The following is a 12,154-nucleotide window of genomic DNA, read 5'->3' on the forward strand; positions in this document are numbered from 1 at the left end:
CATCAGACGGTTTCGGTGACCTTGTTCAGATGCGGCGGCACGTCGGGGTTGTGCCCGCGCGCCACGGCCAGTGCGTTGACCGCCTTGTAGAAGCTCTGCACCGCCAACAGCGGCGTGCACGCCGGATGCGGCGAGGCCGGCATCGGCAGGGCATCGTCGCGATGCTCGCCCGGACGCGCCAGCCACACCGGTGCGCCGCGCTTGTGGAATTCCTCGACCACGGCCACGGTGCCGGCGCCGGTGTCGTCGTCCTGGGCAAACGCCAGCACCGGGAAGCCTGGGCCAACGATCGCCATCGGGCCGTGCTTGACCTCGGCCGACGAGAACGCCTCGGCGTGCAGGCCGCAGGTTTCCTTGAACTTCAGCGCCGCTTCCTGGGCCGCGCCGAGACCCAGGCCGCGACCGACCACGAACAGGTTGTGGGCATCCTTCAGGCCTTCGACCAGCGGCGACCAGTCCTGCTCCCAGGCGGCGCGAAGGGCTGCCGGCAGTTCGTCGGTGGCCTTGAGCAGGGCGGCATCGCCGCTCCAGCGTGCGGTCAACTGCAGCAGGGCGGCCAGCGAGCACAGGTAGCTCTTGGTCGCCGCGACGCTGTTCTCCGGGCCGGCGCGCAGCGGGATCACGGTGTCGGCGAGCTTCGCCAGTGGCGAGTCCTCGACATTGACCAGGGCCACGACGAGCGCGCCGGCGGCCTTGGCGATCTCGGCATTGCGGACCAGGTCCGGACTCTTGCCCGACTGCGAGATCGCCACGAACAGCGCGCCTTCCATATGCGGCTGGATGGCGTAGACCGAGCCGACCGACGGCGAGGCCGAAGCGGTGATCAGGCCGAGCGTGGTCTCGAACAGGTACTTGCCGTAGGTGGCGGCATGGTCGGAGCTGCCGCGTGCGCAGGTGACGATGAAACGCGGGGGGTCCTGCTTCAGTCGGGCGACAAGAGCATCGATGATGCCGGCATTGGCGGCGAACTGGCCGGCAACGACGTCAGCGGTCTGCTGCGCTTCGGCGTACATCTTGGTCGCGGTGGCGGCGATCATGGGGATTCCTGAAGAAATAACCCGTCATTCCCGCGCAGGCGGGAACCCAGCGTCGTTGGCTCTGCCCGGACGGGGCACCGGCAAAGTCACTGGGTTCCCGCCTGCGCGGGAATGACGGGTTGAGGGAGGTGGTTGGCCGCCAGCGCTCATTCGCTCTGCAGCTCGGCAACGAAATCGTAAGCATCGCCGCGGTAGAACGAACGCGTGTATTCGACGATGCGGCCGTCATCGAGGAAGGTGCGGCGCTCGATGAAGAGACCGGGGCTGCCCTCGGCCAGGTTCATCAGCCGCGCCTGCTCGGCGTCGAAGGCGATCGCGCGCAGGCGCTGCAGCGCGCGGGTCGGGCGCAGGCCGAGCTTGGTGAAAGCCTCGTACAGCGAGTTCTCGACCAGGCTAGGGTCGGCCAGCACCGATTGCGGAACGACGGTGCGTTCGAGCGCCAGGACGATGTCGTCGGCAATGCGCAGGCGGTAGTAGCGAACAACCTGGGCGCCCGGTGACAGGTTCAGCGCCATCGCCTCGTCGGGCGTGACCTCGCCGACGCTGCGCTCGAGGAAGCGCGAGGTCGGGTCCAGGCCGCGCGCACGCAGGTCGTCGGTGAAGCTGGTGAGCTTGGAGAAGGATTTGACGATGCGCTCGGCGACGAAGGTGCCGGCGCCCTGGCGCTGCATCAGCAGGCCGTCGCCGACCAGGCCGGCAATGGCCTTGCGCACGGTGACCCGCGACAGGTCGAGCAGCTTGCTCAGCTCGCGCTCGCTCGGCAGGGCCTGGCCGGCGGTCAGTTCGCCGTTCTCGATGGCGTGCTGCAGGGTCCGGCGCAGGTGCTGGTAGGCCGGCGCGCGTCGCGCATCGGCCTGGCGGCTGAACTCGTTGACGAGATAGTCCTGCATGGACAAAAGATACCAGTGAGATACCAATGACGGCAACCCGCCCCCGAATACGTATTCAGGACTCGACTAAAGTCGGGGGTTTGCGGACCTGGTATTTGACTGGTATCGTCACTGGTATGGTTCTGGTCTGGTTCTCCTTGGCAACCCCCACCCCCTCCGCGCGGAGCATCCCGTGAGCCCCTCCATCGCGCCGATGGCGCCATTCGATCTGATCATCTTCGGCGGCACGGGCGACCTGGCCCTGCGCAAGCTGCTGCCGGCCCTGTTCCACCGCTATGTCGACGGCCAGATCGTCGCCGGCACCCGGATCCTCGGTCTCGCCCGCGACACCCTCGGCGACGAGGCTTACCGCGAACGCGTCCGCGAGGCGCTGCAGAAGACCCTCGCCGACGACCCGCGTTCGCCGGCGGCACTGGAACCGTTCCTGGAGATGCTCGGCTACCGCCGCATCGACCTCAGCGCCGACACCGGCTGGGCCGAGCTGGCGGGCGAGTTGTCCGACGAGTCGCGGGTACGCGTGTTCTACCTCGCCGTCGGCCCGGACCTGTTCGGCAGCGTCGGCGCGCGCCTGCAGGCGCATGGCCTGACCGGTGCCAACACCCGCGTGGTGGTGGAAAAGCCGATCGGCCACGACCGCGCCAGCGCCGTGGCCATCAACGACGCGCTCGGCAAGGTCTTCGACGAATCGCAGATCTATCGAATCGACCATTACCTCGGCAAGGAAACGGTGCAGAACCTTATCGCCCTGCGATTCGGCAATGCCCTGTTCGAACCGCTGTGGAAGGCCGAGCACATCGACCACGTGCAGATCACCGTGGCCGAAACCGTCGGCCTGGAGCGCCGCGCCAGCTACTACGACAAGTCCGGCGCGCTGCGCGACATGGTCCAGAACCATATCCTGCAGCTGCTGTGCCTGGTGGCGATGGAGCCGCCGTCGTCGCTGTCGGCCGACGCGATCCGCGACGAGAAGCTCAAGGTGCTGCGCGCGCTGCGCCCGATCGAGAACGGCGCGACCGCGCAGCAGACCGTGCGTGGCCAATACCGCGCCGGCGCCGTCGAAGGGCGCCCGGTGCCGGGTTACCTGGAAGAGCTGGGCCGCAACGACTCGCGCACCGAAACCTTCGTCGCCCTCAAGGCCGAAGTGCGCAACTGGCGCTGGGCCGGCGTGCCGTTCTACCTGCGCACCGGCAAGCGCCTGACCGACCGCATGTCGGAAATCGTGGTCACCTTCCGCCAGGTGCCGCACTCGATCTTCGGCGAACTGGCCGAACCGATCTATCCGAACCAGCTGGTGATCCGCCTGCAGCCCGATGAAGGCGTGAAGCTGTGGCTGATGAACAAGGTGCCCGGCCCGGGTGGCCTGCGCCTGCGTCGCGTGCCGATGGACCTGAGCTTCGCCGAGACCTTCGGCGGTCGCCAGCCGGAAGCCTACGAACGCCTGCTGATGGACGTCGTGCGCGGCAATCCGATGTTGTTCATGCGTCGCGACGAAGTCGAAGCGGCATGGGCCTGGATCGATCCGATCCGCGCCGCGTGGGAGGCCAGCGCCGAAGCGCCGAAGGCCTACACCGCCGGCAGTTGGGGCCCGAGTGCCGCGGTCGCGCTGATCGAACGCGACGGAAGGACCTGGCATGAAGACGCTGTCTGACCCCGTGCAAGCCGTCCTGCCAGCTGGCACCCAGGCTCAACGAATCCATGCGGAGCGATTCAAAGTGCTGACCCCGGACCCCTTGCCGCTGCGCGAGCATCTGTTCGATGACCGCGCCGATCTCGCCGTGGCACTGGCCAGGGCGGTCGCCGCCGACCTGCGTGGCGCCATCGCCCGGCGCGGCCATGCCCGCCTGGCGGTGTCCGGTGGCACCACGCCGCGCGCCTTCCTGATCGAGTTGTCGAAGCAGGCACTGGACTGGGCGCACGTCACCGTGGTGCCGGTCGACGATCGCTGGGTCGCGCCGGACCACCCGCGCTCCAACGAGCGCCTGCTGCGCGAGACGCTGTTCCAGGGCGACGCCGCGCAAGCGCAACTGCTGCCGCTGCGACGCCCGACCGAAACGCCGGAAAGCGCATTGCTGCCGGTGCTGACGCAGGTGGCCAACGAGGCGCTGCCGCTCGACGTGGTGGTGCTTGGCATGGGCGAGGACGGCCATGTCGCTTCACTATTTCCTGATCTGCAGCGCCGCGACATCGGCCTGCAGCCCACCGGCCGCGCGCCGGTGCTGGCGGTTCGCAGCGCCTCGGCGCCGGAGCCGCGGATCACGCTGACGCTCAGCGCGATCTTCACCGCGCCGTCGCTGTACCTGCATATCGAAGGCGCGAAGAAGCGCGGCGTGCTCGATGACGCCGCACGTGACCCGCGTTCGAAGTTGCCGATCCGTTCGGTGCTGTCCGGCGCGCCGGTGGTGCCGATGCTGTTCTGGAGTCCTTGAAAGGACTGACCACCGGGAATCGAAGTTCATGCCTGCCCTGCACCCCGTAGTTGCCGAAGTCACCCAACGCATCGTCGAGCGCAGCCGCGATCGCCGCGCTGCCTACCTGGCGCGGATTGATGCCGCCGCCGGGCGAGGGCCGCATCGCGCCACGCTGTCGTGCGGCAATCTCGCCCATGGATTCGCGGCGTGCTCGGCCAGCGACAAGGCCGCGCTGCGCAGTGGCCAGGCGCCGAACCTGGGCATCGTCAACGCCTACAACGACATGCTCTCGGCGCACCAGCCGCTGGAACGCTTTCCGTTCCTGCTCAAGCAGGCCGCGCGCAGCGTCGGCGCGACCGCGCAGGTTGCCGGCGGCGTGCCGGCGATGTGCGACGGCGTCACCCAGGGCCGCGCCGGCATGGAGCTGTCGCTGTTCTCGCGCGAAGTGATCGCACTGTCGACCGCCGTGTCGCTGTCGCACGACATGTTCGATGCCGCGCTGTACCTGGGCGTGTGCGACAAGATCGTGCCGGGCCTGCTGATCGGTGCGCTGAGCTTCGGCCACCTGCCGGCGATCTTCGTCCCGGCCGGGCCGATGACCTCGGGCCTGCCGAACGACGAGAAGTCGCGCGTGCGCCAGCGCTACGCGGTCGGCGAAGCCACGCGCGAAGAACTGCTCGAAGCCGAAGCGCAGAGCTACCACGGCCCCGGCACCTGCACTTTCTACGGCACCGCCAACTCCAACCAGATGCTGATGGAGTTGATGGGCCTGCACCTGCCGGGCGCCAGCTTCATCAACCCGGACAATCCACTCCGCGATGCGCTGACCGCGCAGGCCGCGCGTCGTGCCGCGCAAATCACCGCGCTGGGCGACGACTATCGACCGGTAGGCCGGATCATCGACGAGCGCGCCATCGTCAACGGCGTCGTCGGCCTGCATGCGACCGGCGGTTCGACCAACCACCTGCTGCACCTGATCGCGATTGCCGCGGCGGCAGGCATCGAACTGCGCCTGGAAGACTTCGATGCGTTGTCTTCGGTGGTGCCGTTGCTGGCGCGCGTGTATCCCAACGGCAGCGCCGACGTGAACCATTTCCATGCCGCCGGCGGGCTCGCCTTCCTGATCGGCGAGCTGCTCGACGCCGGGCTCGCGCACGGCGACGTCGAGACCATCGCCGGCCCCGGCCTGGCGCGCTACCGCGTCGAAGCCAGGCTGGCGCCGGACCAGCAGGTCGAATACGTGCCGGCGACCGGACGCAGCGGCGATCCCACGGTCCTGCGTCCGGTTGCCGACCCGTTCCGTGCCGACGGCGGATTGCGCGTGCTGCACGGCCCGCTCGGAACGGCCGCGATCAAGGTTTCGGCGGTGCCGGAAGATCGCTGGGTGATTGAAGCGCCGTGCCGCGTGTTCTCCGAGCAGGGACAGGTCAAGCACGCCTTCGAGCGCGGCGAACTCGACCGCGACGTGGTCGTGGTCGTCCGCTTCCAGGGCCCGCGTGCGAACGGCATGCCGGAGCTGCACCAGCTCACGCCTACGCTCGCCGTACTGCAGAAGCGCGGCCACCGCGTTGCGCTGGTGACGGACGGACGCATGTCCGGCGCATCGGGCCAGGTGCCGGCGGCGATCCATGTCAGCCCGGAGGCCGAGTGCGGCGGCGACATCGCCCGCCTGCGCGATGGCGACGTGGTTCGCGTCGATGCGCGCAACGGCAAGCTCGAAGTACTGGTGGCGGCGGACGAGTGGAAGCTGCGCGAGCACGCCAGCGCCGATCTGTCGTCCAGCCATGTCGGCATGGGGCGCGAGCTGTTTGCGGTGTTCCGCAATGCGGCGGCGACGGCGGACCTGGGCGGCGGGATCTTTGGCGTTGCCTGAGAACGCCTGCCAGCACGCCGTCATCCCCGCGAAGGCGGGGACCCAGCGGCGTTGCATGCGGCGGCAAAGACACTGGGTTCCCGCCTTCGCGGGAATGACGATGGATTGATAACTGGAGAACTCATAGATGGGCCTGCTTGAATCCGTACTGCACGTCGCCCCGGTGATGCCGGTGGTGGTGATCGAGGACGCCCGCCACGCCGTGTCGATGGCGCGCGCGCTGGTTGCCGGCGGCATCCCCGCGATCGAGATCACGCTGCGCACGCGCGTCGCGCTCGATGCGGTGCGCGCGATCGCCAACGAAGTCGAAGGCGCGATCGTCGGCGTCGGCACGGTACGCAAGCCGCAGGACCTGCTCGATGCGCAGCAGGCCGGCGCGCGCTTCGCCGTCTCGCCGGGCTCGACGCCCGACCTGATCGCCGCGGCCAAGGATTCGCCGCTGCCGTGGTTGCCGGGTGCCGCCACCGCCAGCGAGGCGATGACGCTGTCCGAGCACGGCTTCATCTTCCAGAAATTCTTCCCGGCCGAAGCCGCAGGCGGCGCTGCGGCACTGCGTTCGCTGCATGGCCCGCTGCCGGAGATTCGCTTCTGCGCGACCGGCGGCATCGGCGCGCACAACGCCCGCGACTACCTGGCCACGCCGAACGTCGCCTGCGTCGGTGGTTCGTGGATCACGCCGTCGCGCCTGGTGGCAGCGGAGGAGTGGGGCGCGATCGAAGCACTTGCACGCGCGGCGACCCTGCTGCGCGCCTGACACGCAAGAACGCAGCGTGAAGGGCACGCACACAGCGCCCGTCCTAGCATCGCCCCACTGTCCAAGCGTGGGGCCGCGTCATGAAGGATTCTTTGTCGGACATCCGCCTGTCCGCATTGCTCGTTGCAGTCGCGCTGTCGCTGGCGCTGCCCGCCTGCAAGCCTGAAACCCCGCCGGCAGCGCCGACCACGGACCAGCCCGCGGTCGCAGGCCAGGCCGACCAGGTCACCGAAACCCGCGCCATTGCCAAGGACGCCTACATCTGGGGCTTCCCGATCGTGGAAAGCTACAAGTCGATGTACGCGCAGGCCATCGACGCCAACGGCCCCGACTTCCACGCGCCGTTCAACCAGATCGGCAGCGCCGCCAGCGTCGCCACGCCCAAGGACACGGCGATCATCACGCCGAACTCGGACACGCCGTACTCATTCCTGTGGATGGACCTGCGCGCCGAACCGGTGGTGGTCACCATCCCGGCGCTGGGCGGGAAACGCTATTTCTCGGTCCAGCTGATCGACATGTACACCCACAACTTCGCCTACATCAACAAGGCGCTGACCCAGGGCAGGGCCGGCAAGTACATGATCGCCGGCCCGGACTGGAAGGGTGATACGCCCAAGGGCATCGACAAGGTGTTCCAGGCCGAGACGCAGTTCGCCTACGGGTTGTTCCGCACGCAGTTGTTCGCGCCGGACGACCTGGCCAACGTCAAGAAGCTGCAGGCCCAGTACAAGGCGCAGCCGCTGAGCCAGTTCCTCGGCACGCCGGCCCCGGCGCCGGCGGCGAAGATCGACTTCCCGGCGTATGACGCAGCCAAGGCAAACAACCTGGGCTTCTTCGGCTACCTCAACTTCCTGCTGCAGTTCATGCCGCCCAATCCGGCCGATGCGGAAGCGCGCAAGCGCTTGGAAGCGATCGGCGTCGCCCCGGGCAAGCCGTTCGACGAAGCGGCGCTGTCGCCGCAGACGCGCCAGGCCCTGCTCGACGGCATCGCCGATGCCGACAAGGACCTGCAGGAATTCACCGCCACCCGGATCAACACCCAGCAGGTCTTCAGCGCCGATCTGTTCGGCACCCGTGACTTCCTCAAGGGCAACAACCTCTACCGCTTCGCCGGCGCCAAGCTCGGCATCTACGGCAACTCCGGATCCGAAGCCGATTACCTGAGCTACTTCGTCGACGCCAAGGGTGCACCGGCGGATGCCTCGCAACACGACTACGTGCTGCGCTTCGGCAAGGATGATCTGCCGCCGACCAACGCGTTCTGGTCAATCACCATGTACGACGGCAAGAGCAAGCTGCTGGTCGACAATCCGATCAACCGCTACCTCATCAACTCGCCGATGCTGCCGAGCCTCAAGCGCGATGCCGATGGCGGCCTGACGCTGTACCTGCAGCACGCCTCGCCCGGCAAGGACAAGGAAGCCAACTGGCTGCCGGCGCCGAACGGCCCGTTCTACGCGATCCTGCGCAACTACAGTCCCGCACCGGCGGTGGTCGACCACAGCTGGAAGAAGCCGCCGCTGGAAGTGACGCGCTGAGGGGCGCCGGCGATACACAAGCACGGAAGGGAGCCATCGGGCTCCCTTCCTGCTCCCCCGACGTTGCTCCAACGCTACTTGAGCTCGATCACGACCGTCTTGACTGCGGTCTTGCCGGAGTTGGTGGTGTCGTGCGTGACCGGTCCGCTCCACACAGCCTCGCCCGGCTTGCGCGTCATGGTCTTGGTCTCGCCATTGGCGACCTGCGTCGCCGTGCCGCCGGTGACGAAATAGACGACGTTGTCGCCGTGGGAGTGCACGCCGGTGCTCGCGCCAGGCGGCATGTTCAGTTCCAGTACGCGCACCTTCTCGTTGTCGAGCAGGACCTTGACGTTCTTGCCCGCTGTCTGCGCCATGTCCTGCGCGCAGGCAACCGAAAATACGGACGCGCACGCGAATGCGACCAGGCACGTGGCTGGTATGACGATCGATTTCATAGGGAGGTCTCCGTGGCTCACCGCGAGCGCGAAGATCCGATGTCAGGGCATGCCTGCACGCATGGACGTAACCGGAGTGGTCACTCGCAGTTCGGGGTGCCGACCTGGTGAACCCGTCCGCCCCGGGGCCGGTAACCGGGCGGAACACGATGCGCGGCACCGTCCTTCGATGCCGGAACCGGGGATTTCCCGTCGCGGGATGCGGGGGCTGCAGATCGGGCCGGTCCAGACCAATAACGCCGGCTGGCGGCGAAGAAGGCCATGCTTCACCGGGCCCCGGCAGGGAGCGGGCGCAGCGTCTGGAAGTAAAGCAGCGGCTTGTTCCCGCTCTCGCCCGAATGCAGCGTGACGACGTGACCATTGGCCGGGCCGCTGATGCAGAACGAGATCCCGGTTTCGCCCCGGTCCATGGCCGCGACCACGGCCGCGGTCACGTCGAAGTTCCGGTATTGCGGTGCGTGATCGAGGTACAGGGCGCCGACCTGGCTGCCGCAGGTGGGGGCATCGTTCCACGTCACCGTGTTCTCGTCCCATTCGTTGGCCAGCGACTGCGCCCTGATCGTGTAGGCCGCCGAATCGGTGCCGCCAAACACGCGCAGGAAGATGCCGCTGAAGGACACTTCCGAGAGGCCCTGCGGGATCGCGAAGCGCAGCAAGGCGGTGCGCGCGGACGCGCCTCCCTCGATCTCCAGCGACGTGGACTGGCCAGAATTGGCAGCCGGAGCGGCGCTGCTGATGGTGCTGTCCGCCGCGGCTTCCGCATAGGCGTAGGCGACGTCCTTGTTGCAGGCCACATCGCGGTTGAGGCAGTAGTCGACCATGTACCGGGCACTGGCCGGCTGCCAGCCGTGCATGAAGTCGGCATGGGCGCTGTACAGCGATCCCCAGCGTGCCTGCACCTGGCCGTCGACGATCCCTGGATCAAGCGAAAGTTCGGCATCGCGAAGGTCGCCGTCGAAGCCCAGGTTGTACTGGATGTTGAAGTTGAGGCGGGCAATGCGCACCGGATAGTTGGTCGGGCAGGCGCCATCAACGCTATGGACGGCGTTCCTGTAGCCACGGGAAGGGGCCAGCGTGCGACCGTCCCAGCAATCGGGAAAGAGCACGACGATGTTGAACTGGGCACCATGCACCGGATCGACCGGGCACGCCTCGGGTTTTGTGCTGGTGTAGCCCGCATAGGCGCAGTAGAAATTGATCGTCGGTGGCGTGGGCCCGGTCGCCTTCGGGTTGCCCCCGATCAGCTGCAGGCCCGTTGGCAGGGGCACCACCGGAAAGTTCGCCGCGTTTCCCGCCGAGTAGTAGGTCTTCTGCAGATCCGGTCGCACGATCTGCGTGCCGCCTTTCCGGCGCAGCTGCGGCGCCCAGTACGCGGACGAGTCGGCGGCGTTGTCGCAGCTGTTGCCGGGCAGTGCCAACAGGTCCGCATTGGTGGTGGAGGCATCGCTGCTGGTATTGCCGAAGAAGTCGTGCACCATCGACCGGCCCGGCTTTCCGGGAAACATGATGGGATCGTCCGGCAGCGTGTGCGAGTACGCACATTCGACGTTGAACTGTCCGGCCGTGGCAGTGGCCGGGGCTGCAAGCAGGGCGGCCATCAGCAGCCGCAGGAATGCGGAATTCATAGCTTCCTCCATGAGACATGCTGCTCCATGCAGATGCAGCGATCTGGCCGCACGGCATGTGTGCGGCGTCGCGAAAGTAGTGGGGTCGCAATGATCGGCGCGTGAGAAAACGCGTGACGAAGTCACGCGCGCGGGCGCAGAGGAACCTCGTCGGTTCCGGCAGGATCAGCCGCCGATGCCCGATTCCTCGAGCGTCTCGTCTTCCGCATCGACGAAGCGCTGCAGCGTCAGGTGCTCCAGGCGCAGGCGCTGCACCACCATCGAGAACGCCATCACCGACAATACCCGCTGCGGGTCGCGCGCCCACGGTGGCAGGTAGCGCGGCGGCACGATCAGGCCGTTGTTGCGGTAGGGCTCCAGCACCACCGTGTCGGCGACCGTCACCCGACCGCAGAACAGCAGCGGCAGCAGTTCGCCCCGTCCTTCGTGCAATGCCTTGCAGATGAAGGCGTAGATGCGCAGCACCCCTTCCAGGTAGGCGCCGTCCTTGGTGAAGCAGACCAGGCCGCGCGCGTTGCCACCGCGGAAGATGCGCGCCGCGCTGCGGTAACTTTCGACATCACTCTGCCCGGCTTCGAGGAAGCCGCGGAAGACCTCGATGAAATCGGCGCCCTTGAGTGCCTGTTCGACCATCACCACGCGCAGCGCGACCCGACGCAGCCGCGCGATGTCGATCGCGCCGGTGATGATCTCGGAGAACGTTGCCAGCCCTTCCTGGGCACGGGTGGTTCGCGGCGCGCCGCAACCCAGCGAGGTCAGGTAGGGCTGGTGCTTGCCGTTGAGCGCGGTCAGCGTGTGGATGAAGGCTTCGTGCTGGATCAGCTGTTCCAGGTCGCGCTCGGAGAACATCGCCGTCGCACGCAACGTCACCCGCTTGCTACCGGCCGTGGCCTTGGAGGCCAGGTTCGGATCGAGCACGACCTCAACCTTGTCATGGCTGAAGAACGGATCGATGCGCTCGCGCAGGCGCCGGGCGAACTCCGGCGCCTCGATGTCCACGGGTATTCCCGGCAGCAGGCGGTCGTTGATCAGCTCGTCGGTAACGCGCAGCAACTCGCGGGCGACGTCGGCGTTGGTCGACTCCTGGTTCGGATAGAGATGGTCGGGGCGGCCGTAGAGCAGGGCCGAGCAGCGGGTGTACTCAGGCGTGCCGATGGCACCGAGCATCTGTGCGGCGACGCGATAGCTCCAGGCCGACTTGTACAGCCACATGCCCAATGGGTGGCCACGGTCGATGCGGCCGAGCAGGTTGTCGAGTCCCTCGATCTCCGCTTGCATCGGGTGCGGCTGCGTGGTCGGTTTTGGCAGTTCGGGGCGGCCGACGCGCCAGCCGGCAAGGAAGCGCTCCTCCAGCTCCATCGGCCAGTCGATGGCCTTGAGCACGCGGATGCCGCGGCCGAGTTTGACCAGGGTGCGGTCCTGTTCGAACAGCGGAATCAGCGCCGGATCCTTCAGGGCATCGGGCGCAGGCGGGGCAGTGGGAAGGGCCGGCATGCGAAGCTCCCCTCGGGCGAGGAATCGTGGCCGCAGCAGCCTGCGCGATGGCGCGATAAAGGCAGGTGATGGCCCGACGTTAGAGCAAGCGCAAA

10 protein-coding genes are annotated in these 12,154 nt (G+C 67.5%); 5 read left to right on the plus strand and 5 right to left on the minus strand.

What is annotated here, in order from left to right; all coding sequences use genetic code 11:
* Window positions 1-2: 2 nt before the first annotated feature.
* Both AC3A3Q_RS06060 and AC3A3Q_RS06065 read right to left on the minus strand, forming a co-directional pair.
* On the minus strand, window positions 3-1,037 hold the full coding sequence (locus AC3A3Q_RS06060; protein WP_487585365.1) for an SIS domain-containing protein: 1,035 nt from the start codon (window positions 1,035-1,037) through the stop codon (window positions 3-5).
* Between the two features lie 146 nt (window positions 1,038-1,183).
* The gene (locus AC3A3Q_RS06065; RefSeq protein ID WP_200608142.1) at window positions 1,184-1,927 is read right to left on the minus strand and encodes a GntR family transcriptional regulator; all 744 of its coding nucleotides are present in this window, start codon (window positions 1,925-1,927) and stop codon (window positions 1,184-1,186) included.
* A 172-nt stretch (window positions 1,928-2,099) separates the two neighbouring features.
* Between AC3A3Q_RS06065 and zwf the strand changes: the two genes are divergently transcribed.
* The 5 genes from zwf to AC3A3Q_RS06090 all read left to right on the plus strand — a co-directional run bounded on the left by zwf (window position 2,100) and on the right by AC3A3Q_RS06090 (window position 8,503).
* Window positions 2,100-3,575, plus strand: a complete 1,476-nt coding sequence (zwf, locus tag AC3A3Q_RS06070) for a glucose-6-phosphate dehydrogenase (protein WP_487585366.1) — start codon at window positions 2,100-2,102, stop codon at window positions 3,573-3,575.
* Window positions 3,576-3,639: 64 nt separating this feature from the next.
* Window positions 3,640-4,353 carry a 6-phosphogluconolactonase gene (gene pgl / locus AC3A3Q_RS06075; protein ID WP_487585367.1) on the plus strand — a complete coding sequence of 238 codons (714 nt, stop codon included), beginning with the start codon at window positions 3,640-3,642 and terminating at the stop codon, window positions 4,351-4,353.
* Window positions 4,354-4,381: 28 nt separating this feature from the next.
* Window positions 4,382-6,208, plus strand: coding sequence for a phosphogluconate dehydratase (gene edd / locus AC3A3Q_RS06080; protein WP_487585368.1), 1,827 nt, complete (start codon window positions 4,382-4,384; stop codon window positions 6,206-6,208).
* Between the two features lie 127 nt (window positions 6,209-6,335).
* Window positions 6,336-6,962 carry a bifunctional 4-hydroxy-2-oxoglutarate aldolase/2-dehydro-3-deoxy-phosphogluconate aldolase gene (gene eda / locus AC3A3Q_RS06085; RefSeq protein ID WP_487585369.1) on the plus strand — a complete coding sequence of 209 codons (627 nt, stop codon included), beginning with the start codon at window positions 6,336-6,338 and terminating at the stop codon, window positions 6,960-6,962.
* Window positions 6,963-7,042: 80 nt separating this feature from the next.
* Window positions 7,043-8,503 carry a DUF1254 domain-containing protein gene (locus AC3A3Q_RS06090; protein WP_487585370.1) on the plus strand — a complete coding sequence of 487 codons (1,461 nt, stop codon included), beginning with the start codon at window positions 7,043-7,045 and terminating at the stop codon, window positions 8,501-8,503.
* A gap of 74 nt (window positions 8,504-8,577) precedes the next feature.
* Here AC3A3Q_RS06090 and AC3A3Q_RS06095 read toward each other — a convergent pair whose 3' ends face one another.
* The 3 genes from AC3A3Q_RS06095 to AC3A3Q_RS06105 form a co-directional block, all read right to left on the minus strand.
* On the minus strand, window positions 8,578-8,940 hold the full coding sequence (locus AC3A3Q_RS06095; RefSeq protein WP_487585371.1) for a cupin domain-containing protein: 363 nt from the start codon (window positions 8,938-8,940) through the stop codon (window positions 8,578-8,580).
* Window positions 8,941-9,206: 266 nt separating this feature from the next.
* Window positions 9,207-10,565 carry a DUF1996 domain-containing protein gene (locus AC3A3Q_RS06100; RefSeq protein WP_487585372.1) on the minus strand — a complete coding sequence of 453 codons (1,359 nt, stop codon included), beginning with the start codon at window positions 10,563-10,565 and terminating at the stop codon, window positions 9,207-9,209.
* Window positions 10,566-10,730: 165 nt separating this feature from the next.
* Window positions 10,731-12,059 carry a peptidase MATCAP family protein gene (locus tag AC3A3Q_RS06105; RefSeq protein ID WP_487585373.1) on the minus strand — a complete coding sequence of 443 codons (1,329 nt, stop codon included), beginning with the start codon at window positions 12,057-12,059 and terminating at the stop codon, window positions 10,731-10,733.
* Between the last annotated feature and the right edge of the window lie 95 nt (window positions 12,060-12,154).

This window comes from Lysobacter sp. Soil_C_59 (assembly GCF_057656415.1).

Coding starts and splice junctions, on each gene's coding strand:
- AC3A3Q_RS06060 (WP_487585365.1), bottom strand. CDS start 1,037: ATGATCGCCGCCACCGCGACCAAGATGTACGCCGAAGCGCAGCAGACC.
- AC3A3Q_RS06065 (WP_200608142.1), bottom strand. CDS start 1,927: ATGCAGGACTATCTCGTCAACGAGTTCAGCCGCCAGGCCGATGCGCGA.
- edd (WP_487585368.1), top strand. CDS start 4,382: ATGCCTGCCCTGCACCCCGTAGTTGCCGAAGTCACCCAACGCATCGTC.
- eda (WP_487585369.1), top strand. CDS start 6,336: ATGGGCCTGCTTGAATCCGTACTGCACGTCGCCCCGGTGATGCCGGTG.
- AC3A3Q_RS06090 (WP_487585370.1), top strand. CDS start 7,043: ATGAAGGATTCTTTGTCGGACATCCGCCTGTCCGCATTGCTCGTTGCA.
- AC3A3Q_RS06095 (WP_487585371.1), bottom strand. CDS start 8,940: ATGAAATCGATCGTCATACCAGCCACGTGCCTGGTCGCATTCGCGTGC.
- AC3A3Q_RS06100 (WP_487585372.1), bottom strand. CDS start 10,565: ATGAATTCCGCATTCCTGCGGCTGCTGATGGCCGCCCTGCTTGCAGCC.
- AC3A3Q_RS06105 (WP_487585373.1), bottom strand. CDS start 12,059: ATGCCGGCCCTTCCCACTGCCCCGCCTGCGCCCGATGCCCTGAAGGAT.